The sequence below is a fragment of the Pseudomonas sp. PS1(2021) genome, assembly GCF_020405165.1.
Lineage (GTDB): Bacteria > Pseudomonadota > Gammaproteobacteria > Pseudomonadales > Pseudomonadaceae > Pseudomonas > Pseudomonas aeruginosa.
This window is the reverse complement of sequence record NZ_CP084484.1, coordinates 5,234,272-5,251,502: the sequence shown is the minus strand read 5'-3', so window position 1 is coordinate 5,251,502 and position 17,231 is coordinate 5,234,272. Positions and strand designations below refer to the sequence as shown.

The 17,231-nt window shown below is 64.3% G+C and carries 11 protein-coding genes; 10 read left to right on the top strand and 1 reads right to left on the bottom strand.

Annotation, left to right across the window (positions count from 1 at the left end; all coding sequences use genetic code 11):
* Positions 1–48 precede the first annotated feature (48 nt).
* On the bottom strand, positions 49–2,520 hold the full coding sequence (locus LE197_RS25070; protein WP_003095841.1) for a penicillin-binding protein 1A: 2,472 nt from the start codon (positions 2,518–2,520) through the stop codon (positions 49–51).
* Positions 2,521–2,704: 184 nt separating this feature from the next.
* On the opposite strand from LE197_RS25070, the gene pilM reads away from it, so the two are divergent.
* The 10 genes from pilM to LE197_RS25020 all read left to right on the top strand — a co-directional run bounded on the left by pilM (position 2,705) and on the right by LE197_RS25020 (position 17,178).
* Positions 2,705–3,769 (top strand): type IV pilus assembly protein PilM, encoded by a 1,065-nt coding sequence (pilM, locus tag LE197_RS25065; RefSeq protein WP_003110888.1) that lies wholly within the window; start codon positions 2,705–2,707, stop codon positions 3,767–3,769.
* Complete coding sequence (gene pilN, locus LE197_RS25060) at positions 3,769–4,365, top strand: type 4a pilus biogenesis protein PilN (RefSeq protein WP_003095839.1); 597 nt, start codon at positions 3,769–3,771, stop codon at positions 4,363–4,365. Before pilM ends, pilN begins: the two co-directional genes overlap by 1 nt.
* Positions 4,362–4,985 (top strand): type 4a pilus biogenesis protein PilO, encoded by a 624-nt coding sequence (pilO, locus tag LE197_RS25055; protein ID WP_003103268.1) that lies wholly within the window; start codon positions 4,362–4,364, stop codon positions 4,983–4,985. The genes pilN and pilO overlap by 4 nt, the downstream gene beginning before the upstream one ends.
* Positions 4,982–5,506: a type 4a pilus biogenesis lipoprotein PilP gene (pilP, locus tag LE197_RS25050; RefSeq protein ID WP_003095836.1), complete on the top strand. Its 525-nt coding sequence runs from the start codon at positions 4,982–4,984 to the stop codon at positions 5,504–5,506. Before pilO ends, pilP begins: the two co-directional genes overlap by 4 nt.
* 53 nt (positions 5,507–5,559) lie before the next feature.
* Positions 5,560–7,704, top strand: coding sequence for a type 4a pilus secretin PilQ (gene pilQ / locus LE197_RS25045; protein WP_012614629.1), 2,145 nt, complete (start codon positions 5,560–5,562; stop codon positions 7,702–7,704).
* Between the two features lie 11 nt (positions 7,705–7,715).
* Positions 7,716–8,234 carry a shikimate kinase AroK gene (aroK, locus tag LE197_RS25040; RefSeq protein WP_003095833.1) on the top strand — a complete coding sequence of 173 codons (519 nt, stop codon included), beginning with the start codon at positions 7,716–7,718 and terminating at the stop codon, positions 8,232–8,234.
* Positions 8,235–8,283: 49 nt separating this feature from the next.
* On the top strand, positions 8,284–9,390 hold the full coding sequence (gene aroB / locus LE197_RS25035; RefSeq protein WP_019726985.1) for a 3-dehydroquinate synthase: 1,107 nt from the start codon (positions 8,284–8,286) through the stop codon (positions 9,388–9,390).
* A 6-nt stretch (positions 9,391–9,396) separates the two neighbouring features.
* Positions 9,397–11,046 carry an AAA family ATPase gene (locus tag LE197_RS25030; RefSeq protein WP_003116139.1) on the top strand — a complete coding sequence of 550 codons (1,650 nt, stop codon included), beginning with the start codon at positions 9,397–9,399 and terminating at the stop codon, positions 11,044–11,046.
* Between the two features lie 224 nt (positions 11,047–11,270).
* The gene (gene gltB, locus LE197_RS25025; protein ID WP_023084644.1) at positions 11,271–15,716 is read left to right on the top strand and encodes a glutamate synthase large subunit; all 4,446 of its coding nucleotides are present in this window, start codon (positions 11,271–11,273) and stop codon (positions 15,714–15,716) included.
* Positions 15,717–15,744: 28 nt separating this feature from the next.
* Entirely contained in the window at positions 15,745–17,178 is a 1,434-nt protein-coding gene (locus tag LE197_RS25020; RefSeq protein ID WP_003095829.1) for an FAD-dependent oxidoreductase, read from the top strand.
* The last annotated feature ends 53 nt before the right edge of the window (positions 17,179–17,231 follow it).

The following is a 17,231-nucleotide window of genomic DNA, read 5'->3' as shown; positions in this document are numbered from 1 at the left end:
GCGCCTCGCGCTCCCGTCGTCGCCAACGAAGCGCAGGCGCCGGCCGGTTCAGAACAGGTCGATCGGCGCGCCTTCGTCATCCGGCAGCGGGCTGCCAGGGAAGCTGCCTGGCGGCAGTTCATTGACCGAGGGCGGGGTATCCTCGTTCTTGAACATCTCGAAATAGGCGCCGGGAGTGCCCGGCGCGGCCGAACGGCCGGTCACCGGGTCGATGCGCAGGCTGACGATGCCTGGCGGCTCGGCCATGGTGTGCATCGGCTTGTCCTTGAGGGCGAAGCCCATGTACCTGATCCAGATCGGCAGCGCGACGGTACCGCCGTACTCGCGGCGACCCAGGGTCTCCGGCTGGTCGAAGCCGACCCAGACGCTGGTCACGTAGTCGGAGTTGTAGCCGGAGAACCAGCCATCCTTGGAATCGTTGGTGGTGCCGGTCTTGCCGGCCAGGTCGGTGCGCTTCAGCGCCAGGGCGCGACGCCCGGTACCGCGCTTGATCACGTCCTGCAGCATGCTGGTCATGATATAGGCGGTACGGGCATCGATGATCCGCTCGGCCGGGGTCGGCTCGAAGGTGGTCTGGGCCTTGGCGGCGACTTGCTGGGCTTCGATCGAACCTTCGCCTTCGGCGCTCTCCGGATGCTCGGGGTCACCAGGATTCCCGGCGTCTTCCGCATCCGGCGCAGCGACCTGTTCTTCCACCGGCACGCGGGGCGGATTGGCCTGGTACAGCACCTGTCCGTCGCGGCTCTCGATGCGTTCGATGACGTACGGATTGACCTTGTAGCCGCCGTTGGCGAATACGCTCCAGGCGCCGGCGATTTCCATCGGTGTGACTGTCGCGGTACCCAGGGCCAGGGAGAAGTTGCGCGGCAGTTCGTCGCGCTGGAAGCCGAACTTGGTGATGTAGCTGATCGCCCGCTCGATGCCCAGGCCCTGCAGGACGCGGATCGAGACCATGTTGCGGGACTTGTACAGGGCTTCGCGCAGCGGGATCGGGCCGAGGAAGGTGTTGGTGTCGTTCTTCGGTCGCCAGACCTTGTCCAGGTACTCGTCGACGAACACGATCGGCGCATCGTTGACCAGGCTGGCGGCGGTGAAACCGTTGTCCAGGGCCGCGCTGTAGATGAACGGCTTGAAACTGGAGCCCGGCTGGCGCTTGGCCTGGATCGCGCGGTTGTAGTTGCTCTGCTCGAAGGAGAAGCCGCCGACCAGCGAGCGGATCGCCCCGTCCTTCGGGTCGAGGGAGATCAGCGCGCTCTGTGCGGCGGGAATCTGTACGAAGCGCAGGGTGCCGTCTTCCTGGCGCTGCACGCGGATCTGGTCGCCGGCCTGGGCCACGTCGGCGGGCTGGCGCGGCATCGGGCCCATGCTGTTGTTGCTGAGGAAGGGGCGTGCCCATTTCATGCTGTCCCAGGTCACGGCTTCTTCCTTGCCGTCGCGGGTCATCACCATGATCCCGCTCTTTTCCACCTGGGTGACGATCGCCGGCTCCAGGCCGCCGATGCTGCGCTGCTGGCCCAGGTGCTTGAGCCAGGCGTCGCGGGTCTGGCCCGGCAGGCGGGTCTCCGGGCCGCGGTAGCCGTGGCGCTGGTCATAGTCGATGAGGCCGTCGCGGACCGATTGGCTGGCGGCGTTCTGCAGGTCGCTGCGGACCGTGGTGATGACCTTGTAGCCCTCGGTATAGGCCTCGCTGCCGTAGCGGCCGACCATCTCGGCACGGGCCATCTCGGCGATGTAGGGCGCATTCAGTTCGGGGGTCTGCACGTGGTAGGAGGCGTTGATCGGCTCCTCGACGGCGGCCTGGTAGCGTTGCTGGTCGATGAAGCCGAGCTTGAGCATGCGCTCGAGGATCCAGTTGCGCCGCTCCGTACTGCGGGTCGGGTTGACCAGCGGGTTGTAGCGCGAGGGCGCTTTCGGCAGGCCGGCGATCATCGCCATCTCGGCCAGGCTCAAGTCTTTGATCGGCTTGCCGTAATAGACCTGTGCGGCAGCCTCGATGCCATAGGCACGGTTGCCCAGGTAGATCTTGTTGACGTAGAGCTCGAGGATCTCGTCCTTGGTCAGCTGTCGCTCGATCTGCAGGGCCAGGAGGATTTCATTGATCTTTCGCGAGAAGCTTCTTTCATTGGTAAGGAAGTAGTTCTTCGCTACCTGCATGGTGATGGTGCTGCCGCCAGTCTGGATGTGACCGCTTTTCAATAATTGCGCGGCGGCGCGCATTAGGCTTTTCACATCGACGCCATAATGGTTGGCGAAATTGTCGTCCTCGGCGGACAGCAGGGCATGGATGAAGTCCTGCGGGATGTCGGCGAAGCGGATCGGCGTCCGGCGCATCTCGCCGAACTCGGAGATGAGCTTGCCGTCCTCGCTGTAGACCTTGAGGGGGATCTGCAGCTGGACGTTACGCAGAGCTTCCACCGAGGGCAGGCTGGGACTCAGATAGAGATAGGCGCCGCTGAAACTGAGCAGCACTCCACAAATCAGGGTGACGCAAGTCCACCACAGGAACTTCAGCAGGCGCATGGGTAGATTCGGATTTCCAGGAAAAAGAAAGAGTTAAGCGAATAGGACAGGAAAAAGGCAAAAGCTGTTCACATTATAAGCAATTTTTCTGTGACCTAGCCATTTGCCTGGCCTTCGGCTCTGGTATCTAATGTGAAAAAAGAAGAATCGTTCGTAAGTATTGAACGCTAATAGGGAATTGGTCGTGCTAGGGCTCATAAAGAAGAAAGCGAACACCTTGCTGGGGATCGACATCAGCTCGACCTCGGTAAAGCTCCTTGAGTTGAGCCGCTCCGGAGGCCGCTACAAAGTGGAGGCCTATGCCGTCGAGCCGCTTCCGCCGAATGCAGTCGTGGAAAAGAACATCGTCGAGCTGGAAGGGGTCGGCCAGGCGTTGTCACGGGTGCTGGTCAAGGCGAAAACCAACCTGAAGTCGGCCGTGGTCGCCGTCGCCGGTTCGGCGGTGATCACCAAGACCATCGAGATGGAGGCCGGGCTTTCCGAGGATGAACTGGAAAACCAGCTGAAGATCGAGGCCGACCAGTACATCCCCTATCCGCTGGAGGAAGTCGCCATCGACTTCGAGGTCCAGGGACTCTCCGCGCGCAATCCCGAGCGCGTGGACGTACTCCTGGCCGCCTGTCGGAAAGAGAACGTCGAGGTTCGCGAAGCGGCCCTGGCGCTGGCCGGCCTGACCGCCAAGGTGGTCGACGTCGAGGCCTACGCGCTGGAGCGCTCCTATGCGCTGCTGAGCAGCCAGCTGGGTGCCGACACCGACCAGTTGACCGTGGCGGTAGTGGACATCGGCGCGACCATGACCACCCTGAGCGTCCTGCACAACGGACGCACCATCTATACCCGCGAACAGCTGTTCGGCGGTCGCCAGCTCACCGAGGAGATCCAGCGGCGTTACGGACTCTCGGTGGAGGAAGCCGGTCTCGCCAAGAAGCAGGGCGGTCTTCCGGATGACTACGACAGCGAAGTTCTGCGTCCGTTCAAGGACGCCGTGGTGCAGCAGGTTTCCCGCTCGCTGCAGTTCTTCTTCGCCGCCGGACAGTTCAACGACGTCGACTACATCGTCCTGGCGGGCGGTACGGCGTCTATCCAGGATCTCGATCGGTTGATCCAACAGAAGATCGGCACCCCGACCCTGGTCGCCAACCCGTTCGCCGACATGGCGCTGAACGGCAAGGTGAATGCCGGCGCCCTAGCCAGCGACGCTCCGGCGTTGATGATCGCCTGCGGCCTGGCGTTGAGGAGTTTCGACTGATGGCACGGATCAACCTTCTACCCTGGCGCGAAGAGCTGCGCGAGCAGCGCAAGCAGCAGTTCCTGGTGATTCTTGGCGGCGTCCTGGTGGCATCGGCTGCGCTGGTATTCCTTGGCGACCAGTACTTCACCGCGGCCATCGAGAACCAGAACGCCCGCAACGACTTCCTGCGCAAGGAAATCGTCGTACTCGACGCCCGGATCAAGGAAATCAGCGAACTGAAGTCGCGGCGCCAGCAATTGCTCGAGCGGATGAAGATCATCCAGGACCTGCAGGGCAACCGTCCCATCATCGGACGGGTGTTCGACCAGCTCGTGCGGACCTTGCCCGACGGCGTGTATTTCACCGACCTGAAGATGACCGGCAAGAACATCGCCATCGCCGGCGCGGCCGAGTCCAACAACCGCGTTTCCAATCTCATGCGCAACATGGACGCGTCCGAGTGGCTGACCGCCCCGACCCTGAACGAGGTCAAGGCGGTGACCCAGGGCGCGGTGGACCAGGCCAACGTGTTCCAACTGACCGTGCAGCAGACGCAGCCCGGCGAGGAAGACGCCAAGGCGAAGCATGGGGTTGCGCAAGGAGCCAAGAAATGAGTCTGGCCAGTTCCCTGGAAAGTCTGCGCAAGATCGATATCAACGATCTCGACCTGAACAACATCGGTTCCTGGCCGGCGGCGGTCAAGGTCATCGTCTGCGTGCTGCTGACCGCGGCGGTCCTGGCGCTGGGCTACAACTTCCATCTGAGTGACATGCAGGCTCAGCTCGAACAGCAGGCCGCGGAAGAGGAGACGCTCAAGCAGCAGTTCTCCACCAAGGCCTTCCAGGCCGCGAACCTGGAAGCCTACAAGGCACAGATGAAGGAGATGGAAGAGTCCTTTGGCGCCTTGCTGCGGCAGTTGCCCAGCGACACCGAGGTACCCGGGCTGCTCGAGGACATCACTCGTACCGGCCTGGGCAGCGGCCTGGAGTTCGAGGAAATCAAGCTGCTTCCCGAGGTTGCCCAGCAGTTCTACATCGAGCTGCCGATCCAGATCAGCGTGGTCGGCGGCTACCACGACTTGGCGACCTTCGTCAGCGGCGTGTCCAGCCTGCCGCGGATCGTCACCCTGCATGACTTCGAGATCAAGCCGGTCGCGCCCGGCAGCACGTCCAAGCTGCGCATGAGCATCCTGGCCAAGACCTATCGCTACAACGACAAGGGGCTGAAGAAATGAGAGCCCGCCTGATTCTGAGCAGCCTGCTGCTCGCCAGCCTGGCCGGATGCGGCGGCGGTTCCGATTTCGCCGATCTGCAGTCCTACATGGACGAGGTTCGCGCCCGGCCCAAGGGCACCATCGAGCCGTTGCCGAAGTTCCAGCCGTACGAGGCCTTCACCTATAGCGCCGCGTCGCTACGCAGCCCGTTCCAGCCGCCGGTGAAGATCGACCTGACCGTGCGGCAGAAGGGCAACAAGGTGATCAAGCCCGACGAGACGCGGGTCAAGCAGTTCCTGGAAGGCTTCAACATCGAGACCTTCGAGATGGTCGGCACCCTGTCCAACGCCCAGGGCACCTTCGCCCTGGTGAAGGGCGCGGGTGGCGTGCACCGGGTGAGGGTCGGGGACTACCTGGGGCGCAACGACGGCAAGGTCGTCGGCATCAGCGAAGGAAAAATAGACGTGATCGAAATCGTTCCTGACGGAGAGGGGAACTGGCTGGAGCGTCCGCGCAGCCTGACTCTCAAGGAACGCTCCTGAGGGCGGGGAAAAACATGCATAACCAACAGCAGTCTGTACAACGGAGTCGGACGATGAACAGTGGCCTCTCGCGCCTCGGGATCGCTTTGCTGGCCGCCATGTTCGCGCCGGCATTGCTCGCCGCGGACCTGGAGAAACTCGACGTGGCGGCATTGCCTGGCGACCGGGTCGAGCTAAAGCTGCAGTTCGACGAGCCCGTCGCCGCGCCGCGTGGCTATACCATCGAGCAGCCGGCGCGAATCGCCCTCGATCTGCCGGGGGTACAGAACAAGCTCGGCACCAAGAACCGCGAGCTGAGCGTGGGCAATACGCGCAGCGTCACGGTGGTCGAGGCGAAGGATCGCACACGGTTGATCATCAACCTGACCACGTTGTCGTCCTACACCACCCGGGTGGAAGGCAACAACCTCTTCGTGGTGGTCGGCAATTCGCCGGCCGGCGCCAGCGTCGCTTCCACCGCTCCGGTCAAGGCTAGCCCGGCTCCGGCCAGCTATGCCCAGCCGATCAAACCCAAGCCGTACGTGCCGGCGGGTCGTGCCATCCGCAACATCGATTTCCAGCGTGGCGAAAAGGGCGAGGGCAACGTGGTCATCGACCTGTCCGACCCGACCTTGAGCCCGGATATCCAGGAGCAGGGCGGCAAGATCCGCCTGGACTTCGCCAAGACCCAGCTGCCGGATGCGCTGCGGGTTCGCCTGGACGTCAAGGACTTCGCCACGCCGGTGCAGTTCGTCAACGCCAGCGCGCAATCCGACCGTACCAGCATCACCATCGAGCCGAGCGGGCTCTACGACTACCTGGTCTACCAGACCGACAATCGCCTGACCGTCAGCATCAAGCCGATGACCACGGAAGATGCCGAGCGGCGCAAGAAGGACAATTTCGCCTATACCGGCGAGAAACTGTCGCTGAACTTCCAGGACATCGACGTGCGTTCGGTACTGCAACTGATCGCCGACTTCACCGACCTGAATCTGGTGGCCTCGGATACCGTGCAGGGCAATATCACCCTGCGCCTGCAGAACGTGCCGTGGGACCAGGCGCTGGACCTGGTACTGAAGACCAAGGGCCTGGACAAGCGCAAGCTCGGCAACGTACTGCTGGTGGCCCCGGCCGACGAGATCGCCGCCCGTGAGCGCCAGGAGCTGGAAGCGCAGAAGCAGATCGCCGAGTTGGCGCCACTGCGCCGGGAACTGATCCAGGTGAACTACGCCAAGGCCGCGGACATCGCCAAGCTGTTCCAGTCGGTGACCAGCGATGGTGGCCAGGAAGGCAAGGAAGGCGGGCGCGGCTCGATCACCGTCGACGACCGCACCAACAGCATCATCGCCTATCAGCCCCAGGAGCGACTGGACGAACTGCGGCGGATCGTTTCGCAGCTGGATATTCCGGTGCGCCAGGTGATGATCGAGGCACGCATCGTCGAGGCCAACGTCGGTTACGACAAGAGTCTCGGTGTGCGCTGGGGCGGCGCTTATCACAAGGGCAACTGGAGAGGCTACGGCAAGGACGGCAATATCGGGATCAAGGACGAGGACGGCATGAACTGCGGCCCGATCGCCGGCAACTGTACTTTCCCCACCACGGGAACCAGCAAGTCGCCGTCGCCGTTCGTCGACATCGGCGCCAAGGATGCCACCTCCGGAATCGGCATCGGCTTCATCACCGACAACATCATCCTCGACCTGCAACTGTCGGCGATGGAAAAGACCGGCAACGGCGAGATCGTCTCCCAGCCCAAGGTCGTGACCTCGGACAAGGAAACCGCGAAGATCCTCAAGGGCCAGGAAGTACCCTACCAGGAGGCCAGCTCCAGTGGCGCTACCAGCACCTCGTTCAAGGAGGCCGCGCTGTCCCTCGAGGTGACCCCGCAGATCACCCCGGACAACCGGATCATCGTCGAAGTGAAGGTGACCAAGGATGCGCCGGACTTCGATCGCGCACTGAACGGCGTACCGCCGATCAACAAGAACGAGGTGAACGCCAAGATCCTGGTCAACGACGGCGAGACCATCGTCATCGGCGGCGTGTTCAGCAACACCCAGAGCAAGTCGGTGGACAAGGTGCCGTTCCTCGGCGACCTGCCTTACCTGGGGCGGCTGTTCCGGCGCGATACGGTCTCGGACGTGAAAAACGAACTTCTGGTTTTCCTGACACCGCGGATCATGAATAATCAGGCCATCGCAATCGGTCGCTGATATCGAACAACGTGGTCAACCTGATCCTCGTCGGCCCGATGGGTGCTGGAAAGAGCACCATCGGGCGCCTGCTCGCCAAGGAGCTGCATCTCGCGTTCAAGGACTCCGACAAGGAGATCGAACAGCGGTGCGGCGCGAATATCCCATGGATCTTCGATGTCGAGGGCGAGGTCGGTTTCCGCGAGCGCGAGCAGGCCATGCTCACCGAACTCTGCGCCGCCGACGGCATGGTGATCGCCACCGGCGGCGGGGCGGTGATGCGCGACGGTAACCGCCAGGTGCTGCGCGCCGGTGGCCGGGTTGTGTACCTGCATGCCTCGGTCGAGCACCAGATCGCGCGCACGGCGCGGGACCGCAACCGCCCCTTGTTGCAGAAGCCCAACCCGGGACAGATCCTCCGCGACCTGATGGCGCTGCGCGATCCGCTCTACCGCGAAATCGCCGATGTGGTGGTGGAGACCGACGAAAGGCCGCCGCGCCTGGTCGTCCAGGAAATTCTCGAACGCCTGCGCAAGTTGCCGCCCCGCTGAGGCGCGGCGAATTGCGTTATCCTATTGCCCTTTCCTGTCTGGGGGCCTCATGCGCACACTTCACGTCGATCTAGGCGAGCGTAGCTATCCCATTTACATCGGTGAAAACCTGCTGGGCGACGCCCGCTGGTTCGCGCCGCATATCGTCGGTCGCCGGGTCGCGGTGATCAGCAACGAAACGGTCGCTCCTCTCTATCTGGAAACCCTGCTCAAGGCACTGCAAGGCCATGAGGTCACCCCTGTGGTGCTGCCCGACGGCGAGGCCTACAAGCAGTGGGAAACCCTGCAACTGATCTTCGATGCCCTGCTGAAGGAGCGGCATGACCGCAAGACTACCCTGATCGCCCTGGGCGGCGGCGTCATCGGTGACATGGCCGGTTTCGCCGCGGCCTGCTACCAGCGTGGGGTCAACTTCATCCAGGTGCCGACCACCCTGTTGTCCCAGGTCGACTCCTCGGTGGGCGGCAAGACCGGGATCAACCATCCGTTGGGCAAGAATATGATCGGTGCGTTCTACCAGCCCCAGGCGGTGGTCATCGACACCGCGTCGCTGAAGACGCTGCCGTCCCGCGAGCTGTCCGCCGGGCTGGCGGAGGTGATCAAGTACGGTTTCATTTGCGACGAACCGTTCATCACCTGGCTGGAAGCGCACATGGATGCCTTGCTGGCACTGGAGCCGACCGTTGTCACCGAGGCCATCGAGCGCTCTTGCGCGGCGAAGGCCCGCGTGGTGGGCGCCGACGAGCGCGAGTCGGGCGTGCGTGCCACGCTGAATCTCGGCCATACCTTCGGTCATGCGATCGAGACCCAGCAGGGTTACGGCGTCTGGCTGCACGGCGAAGCGGTAGGGGCGGGAACCGTGATGGCACTCGAGATGTCGCATCGGTTGGGCTGGCTGAGCGCCGCCGAGCGCGATCGCGGTACCCGCCTGCTGCGCCGGGCTGGCCTGCCCGTGGTACCGCCGGCCGAGATGACGGCGGAAGATTTTATGGAACACATGGCCGTCGACAAGAAAGTGCTCGATGGCCGCCTGCGTCTGGTTTTGCTGCAAGGACTGGGGAATGCCGTGGTCACCGGCGATTTTCCCCGTGAGATCTTGGACGCGACCCTGCGCACCGACTATCGGGCCTTGGCCGACCAGCTTGGAGATGAATGAGGTCCCATGACCAGCTTGCATGCCGATGAGGCCTTCCTGGGCCACTACCAATTCAGTCACGACCCGTTCGCGCCGCGCGTTCCGGGTTTCAAGTTCTTCCCGGCGCAGCGCAAGCCGGTGCTCGGCCAGTTGCACCATCTGGCCCGCTACAGCCAGCTCCTGCTGCTGGTCACCGGGCCCCTGGGCAGCGGCAAGACCCTGCTGCGCCAGGCGCTGGTGGCCAGCACCAACAAGGATGCGGTCCTCAGCGTGGTGATCTCGGCGCGCACCGCCGCCGACGAGACTTCGTTGCTGCGCCAGGTGGCGCAGGGCCTGAGCATCAACCAGGCGAGCCTGGAGGCGATCCTGACCAAGGTGGCGCAGCTGGCGATCACCGGGCAGGACGTCTACCTGATGGTGGACGATGCCGAACAGCTCCAGGACAGCGCGCTGGAAGTGCTGTTGCTGCTGGCTTCCGGCACCAACGAGGGACGCCTGCATGTATTCCTGTTCGGTGAGCCGTCGTTGCTGCCGCGCCTGGAGGTGTTTTCCGAGGGTGAGGAGCGCTTCCATGCCATCGAATTGCAGCCATACAGCGAAGAGGAAACCCGCGACTACCTGGCCCAGCGTCTCGAGGGCGCCGGGCAGGGCATCGAGCTGATTTCCAATGACCTGCTGGTGGACATCCACGAGCAGTCGGAAGGCTGGCCGGGAGCGATCAACCAGGTCGCCCGCGATGCCCTGATCGAAGCGATGCTGGCCAATCGTGGCGCAGCGCGCAAGGCAACCGGAGGGTCTTTCAACTTGCCCAAGAAGCATCTGGTGATTCTTGCGGTCGTGGCCATCGGCGTGATCGCCGCCTGGTTCATGCAAGGCAAGAGCAAGCCGGAGGCGCCGCAGACCGCCTCTACCGAATTGTCCATGAATGGTGGTACGCCGGCCCAGGCCCAGCAGCCGGGCAGCGGCCCGGCCGTGGAGTTCAACGGCTCCAGCCAGCCGTTGCCGCTACCGTTGGTCGGCGAGTCGCAGCCGGTCATTCGCGAGCCGCTGGCCCAGGCCGCCGGGCAAGGTGGCGACGACGAAGGCGGCCTGCCGTCCGCCGCGGTGCCGCCTACCGTTTCCAGCTCGGCTCCTCCGGTGACGCCGCTGGCCAACAACGGCGTCACGCCGATGCATCCGGTGCCGCCGGCGCCGACCGAACCGACCGCGCCTGCGGCGACCCCGACTCCGGCGCAGACCCCGGCACCGGCCGCGCCGGTCGCCAGCGCCCCGGCCAGCAAGCCGGCCCCGGCTCCGGCCAAGCCGGCGGCGAGCAAGCCGGCCACCACCGCCGCGGCGAAGCCGGCCCCGGCTCCGGCCGCCAAGCCGGCCAGCGGTGGCGGTGCGGGAAGTCAGTGGTATCGCAACCAGTCTGGTGGTAACTTCGCCCTGCAGATCCTCGGTACCGGCTCCGAAGCCAATGCCCAGGCGTTCATTCGCCAGCAGGGCGGCGGCGATTTCCGCTACTTCAAGAAAACCCTGCAAGGCAAGCCGTTCTACGTCGTCACCTATGGCAGCTTCCCGAACCGTGCCGCCGCCCTGGCCGCAGTGAAAAAACTGCCGTCCAAGGTGCAGGCCGGCAAGCCGTGGCCGCGTACCTTCGCCAGCATCCAGCAGGAGATCGGCCAGGCGCATTGATCCGACCTGCCGTCGCCTCTTGACGAAACTCGCTTGTCGTTAGCATGACCGGCGGGTTTCGTCTTTCATTTTGGCGACATTGAATTTCATTTTCTCGCCGCAAAATTTGTGAGGCCTTGTGCACCTATGTACAATGGCCTCCCTTTGCCTGTCGAAAACTCGCCGCATGAGCGGGTGACAGGCGAAGTAGATGACTAAAAAAGTTTTGCCGGTGAGAGTTCCTTATGAAAGCAGGTCTGTACCATCCTGAAACGTTCAAGGATAACTGCGGATTTGGCCTGATCGCCCATATGCAGGGCGAGCCGAGCCATCAACTTCTGCAAACCGCAATCGAAGCACTGACCTGCATGACCCACCGCGGTGGGATCAATGCCGATGGCAAGACCGGGGACGGCTGCGGGCTGCTGATCCAGAAGCCCGACCTGTTCCTGCGTGCCGTCGCCAGGGAAGCCTTTTCTGTCGACCTGCCCGAGCAATACGCGGTGGGCATGGTGTTCTTCAACCAGGACCCGGTGAAAGCCGAGGCGGCACGCGAGAACATGAATCGCGAGATCGTCGCCGCCGGACTGGAGTTGGTCGGCTGGCGCAAGGTGCCGATCGATACCAGCGTTCTCGGCCGCCTGGCGCTGGAGCGCCTGCCGCAGATCGAACAGGTGTTCATCGGCGGCGCCGGCCTGAGCGACCAGGACTTCGCCATCAAGCTGTTCAGCGCACGGCGCCGCTCGTCGGTGGCCAACGCCGCCGACAGCGACCACTACATCTGCAGCTTTTCGCACAAGACCATCATCTACAAGGGCCTGATGATGCCGGCCGACCTGGCCGCCTTCTATCCGGACCTTGGCGACGAGCGCCTGCAGACCGCGATCTGCGTATTCCACCAGCGCTTCTCCACCAACACCCTGCCGAAATGGCCGCTGGCGCAGCCGTTCCGCTTCCTCGCCCACAACGGTGAGATCAACACCATCACCGGCAACCGCAACTGGGCCCAGGCGCGGCGGACCAAGTTCACCAACGAACTGATCCCCGACCTGGAAGAGCTCGGCCCGCTGGTGAACCGCGTCGGCTCCGACTCGTCGAGCATGGACAACATGCTCGAACTGATGGTCACCGGCGGCATGGACCTGTTCCGCGGCCTGCGCATGATCATCCCGCCGGCCTGGCAGAACGTCGAAACCATGGACGCCGACCTGCGCGCGTTCTACGAGTACAACTCGCTGCACATGGAGCCCTGGGATGGCCCCGCCGGCGTCGTGCTGACCGATGGTCGCTATGCCGTCTGCCTGCTCGACCGCAATGGCCTGCGCCCGTCGCGCTGGGTCACCACGAAGAACGGCTACATCACCCTGGCTTCGGAAATCGGCGTCTGGGACTACAAGCCCGAGGACGTCATCGCCAAGGGTCGCGTCGGCCCGGGGCAGATCCTCGCGGTGGACACCGAGACCGGCCAGGTCCTGCACAGCGACGACATCGACAACCGCCTGAAGTCGCGCCATCCCTACAAGCAGTGGCTGCGGCAGAATGCCCTGCGCATCCAGGCGACCCTGGACGACGACCATGGCGTGGCCAGCTACGACGCCGACCAGCTCAAGCAATTCATGAAGATGTTCCAGGTCACCTTCGAGGAGCGTGACCAGGTGCTGCGTCCGCTCGGCGAGCAGGGCCAGGAAGCGGTGGGCTCCATGGGCGACGATACGCCGATGGCGGTCCTCTCCCGGCGCATCCGCTCTCCGTACGATTACTTCCGCCAGCAATTCGCCCAGGTCACCAACCCGCCGATCGACCCGCTGCGCGAAGCCATCGTGATGTCCCTGGAAACCTGCCTGGGCGTCGAGCAGAACATCTTCGAGGAAGCCCCGCACCATGCCAACCAGGCGATCCTCACCACTCCGGTGATCTCGCCGGCGAAGTGGCGGACCATCATGACCCTGGACCGCCCGGGCTTCGACCGCCACTTCATCGACCTCAACTACGACGAGTCGATGGGCCTGGAGGCCGCGGTGCGCAACATCGCCGACCAGGCCGAGGAGGCCGTGCGCGGCGGCAAGGTGCTGCTGATCCTCAGCGACCGCCATATCGCTCCCGGCAAACTGCCGGTGCATGCTGCCCTGGCCGTCGGTGCGGTGCATCACCGCCTGGTGCAGACCGGGCTGCGCTGCGACTCCAACATCCTGGTGGAGACCGCCACCGCCCGCGATCCGCACCATTTCGCGGTGCTGATCGGCTTCGGCGCCTCGGCGGTCTATCCGTTCCTCGCCTACGAGGTGCTGGCCGACCTGATCCGCACCGGTGAAGTGCTGGGCGACCTCTACGAGGTGTTCAAGTACTACCGCAAGGGGATCTCCAAGGGCCTGATGAAGATTCTCTCGAAGATGGGCATCTCCACCGTCGCGTCCTACCGTGGCGCGCAGCTGTTCGAGGCGGTGGGCCTGTCCGACGAGGTCACCGACCTGTGCTTCACCGGAGTCGCCAGCCGCATCCAGGGCGCGCGCTTCGTCGATATCGAGAACGAGCAGAAGCTCCTGGCCGCCGAGGCCTGGAGCAACCGCAAGCCGATCCAGCAGGGCGGCTTGCTGAAGTTCGTCTATGGCGGCGAATACCACGCCTACAACCCGGATGTGGTGAATACCCTGCAGGCTGCCGTGCAGCAGGGCGACTACGAGAAGTTCAAGGAATACACCGCGCTGGTGGACCAGCGCCCAGTGTCGATGATCCGCGACCTGTTGCAGGTGAAGACCGCCGCGCAGCCGCTGGCGCTCGACGAGGTGGAGCCGCTGGAAGCCATCTTCAAGCGCTTCGATGCCGCCGGGATTTCCCTTGGCGCGCTGTCGCCGGAGGCCCACGAGGCGCTGGCCGAGGCGATGAACACCCTGGGCGGTCGCTCCAACTCCGGCGAGGGCGGCGAGGACCCGGCGCGCTACGGCACGCTGAAGAGTTCGAAGATCAAGCAGGTGGCTACCGGCCGCTTCGGCGTGACCCCGGAATACCTGGTCAACGCCGAGGTCCTGCAGATCAAGGTGGCCCAGGGCGCCAAGCCCGGCGAGGGCGGCCAGTTGCCGGGCGGCAAGGTCAACGGCCTGATCGCCCGCCTGCGCTATGCGGTGCCCGGCGTGACCCTGATCTCGCCGCCGCCGCACCACGACATCTACTCCATCGAAGACCTGGCGCAGCTGATCTTCGACCTCAAGCAGGTCAACCCGCAGGCGCTGGTATCGGTGAAGCTGGTATCCGAGCCGGGCGTCGGCACCATCGCCGCCGGCGTGGCCAAGGCCTATGCGGACCTGATCACCATCTCCGGCTACGACGGCGGTACCGGCGCCTCGCCGATCACCTCGATCAAGTACGCCGGCTCGCCCTGGGAACTGGGCCTGGCGGAAACCCACCAGACCCTGCGCGGCAACGACCTGCGCGGCAAGGTCCGGGTGCAGACCGATGGCGGCCTGAAGACCGGCCTGGACGTGATCAAGGCGGCCATTCTCGGCGCCGAGAGCTTCGGCTTCGGCACCGCGCCGATGATCGCCCTGGGCTGCAAGTACCTGCGCATCTGCCATCTGAACAACTGCGCCACCGGCGTGGCGACGCAGAACGACAAGTTGCGCAAGGACCACTTCATCGGCACCACCGCGATGGTGATCAACTTCTTCACCTTCATCGCCACGGAAACCCGCGAGTGGCTGGCGCGCCTCGGCGTGCGCAGCCTGGGCGAGCTGATCGGCCGCACCGACCTGCTGGAGATCCTCCCCGGCGAGACCGCCAAGCAGCAGAACCTGGATCTCGCTCCGTTGCTGGGCAGTGAGCTGATCCCGGCCGACAAGCCGCAGTTCTGCGAGGTGGAGAAAAACCCGCCGTTCGACCAGGGCCTGCTGGCCGAGAAGATGGTCGAGCTGTCGAAGGCCGCCATCGAAGGCCTGAGCGGCGGCGAGTACGAGCTGGACATCTGCAACTGCGACCGATCCATCGGCGCGCGGGTATCCGGCGAGATCGCCCGCCTGCACGGCAACCAGGGCATGGCCAAGGCACCGGTGGTGTTCCGTTTCAAGGGCACCGCGGGACAGAGCTTCGGCGTGTGGAACGCCGGTGGCCTGCACCTGTACCTGGAAGGCGACGCCAACGACTACGTAGGCAAGGGCATGACCGGCGGCAAGCTGGTGATCACCCCGCCCAAGGGCAGTCCGTTCAAGACCCAGGAATCGGCCATCGTCGGCAACACCTGCCTGTACGGCGCCACCGGCGGCAAGCTGTTCGCCGCCGGAACCGCCGGCGAGCGCTTCGCCGTGCGCAACTCCGGTTCCCATGCGGTGGTGGAAGGTACCGGCGACCACTGCTGCGAATACATGACCGGCGGTTTCGTCTGCGTGCTGGGCAAGACCGGCTACAACTTCGGCTCCGGCATGACCGGGGGCTTCGCCTACGTCCTCGACATGGACAACACTTTCGTCGACCGCGTGAACCACGAGCTGGTGGAAATCCAGCGGATCAGCGGCGAGGCGATGGAGGCCTATCGCAGCCACCTGCGCAAGGTCCTGGTTGAGTACGTGAACGAAACGGCAAGCGAGTGGGGCGCGAACATCCTGGAAAACCTGGATGACTACCTGCGTCGGTTCTGGCTGGTGAAACCGAAGGCGGCCAGCCTCGGTTCGCTGCTGACCAGCACCCGTGCCAACCCGCAATAAGCGCCCGAAGTTGTGATGAGGTTTCGATATGTCTGAACGTCTGAATTCCGACCGCCTGAACAACGACTTCCAGTTCATCGAAGTCGGGCGCAAGGACCCGAAGAAGAAGCTGCTGCGCCAGCGCAAGCGCGAGTTCGTGGAGATCCACGACCTGTTCAAGCCGCAGCAGGCCGCCGACCAGGCCCACCGCTGCCTGGGCTGCGGCAACCCGTACTGCGAGTGGAAATGCCCGGTGCACAACTTCATCCCTAACTGGCTGAAGCTGGTTTCCGAAGGCAACATCCTGGCCGCCGCCGAACTGTCGCACCAGACCAACACCCTGCCGGAAGTCTGCGGCCGGGTCTGCCCGCAGGATCGCCTCTGCGAGGGCGCCTGCACCCTCAACGACGGTTTTGGCGCGGTGACCATCGGCTCGGTGGAGAAGTACATCACCGATACGGCCTTCGCCATGGGCTGGCGTCCGGACCTGTCCAAGGTCAAGCCGACCGGCAGGCGCGTCGCGGTGATCGGCGCCGGCCCGGCCGGCCTCGGCTGCGCCGACGTGCTGGTGCGCAACGGCGTGACCCCGGTGGTGTTCGACCGCAACCCGGAGATCGGCGGCCTGCTGACCTTCGGCATTCCCGAGTTCAAGCTGGAGAAGCACGTCCTCAGCCGTCGCCGCGAGGTGTTCACCGGCATGGGCATCGAGTTTCGCCTGAACACCGAGATCGGCAAGGACGTGACCATGGAGCAGTTGCTCGATGAGTACGATGCCGTGTTCATGGGGATGGGCACCTACACCTACATGAAGGGCGGTTTCCCCGGCGAGGACCTGCCGGGCGTACACGACGCCCTGGACTTCCTGATCGCCAACGTGAACCGTAACCTCGGCTTCGAGAAGTCGGCCGAGGACTTCGTCGACATGAAGGGCAAGCGCGTGGTGGTCCTGGGCGGCGGCGACACCGCGATGGACTGCAACCGCACTTCGATCCGCCAGGGCGCCAAGTCGGTGACCTGTGCCTATCGCCGTGACGAAGAAAACATGCCGGGCTCGCGCAAGGAAGTGAAGAACGCCAAGGAAGAGGGCGTGAAGTTCCTCTTCAACCGCCAGCCCATCGCCATCGTCGGCGAGGACCGGGTGGAAGGCGTGAAGGTGGTCGAGACCCGTCTCGGCGAGCCGGACGCCCGCGGCCGCCGCAGCCCCGAACCGATCCCCGGTTCCGAGGAGATCATCCCGGCGGAAGCCGTGCTGATCGCCTTCGGCTTCCGGCCGAGTCCGGCGCCGTGGTTCGAGCGCTTCGAGATCGCCACCGACAGCCAGGGCCGCGTGGTGGCTCCGGCGCAGGCGCAGTTCAAGCACCAGACCAGCAACCCGAAGATCTTCGCCGGTGGCGACATGGTCCGTGGTTCCGACCTGGTGGTGACGGCGATCTTCGAAGGACGTACCGCGGCCGAAGGCATCCTCGACTACCTTGGCGTCTGACCCGCGGCGCCACCGGCGCTGCGACAAATCACCGCGATAGACAAAAGGCACGG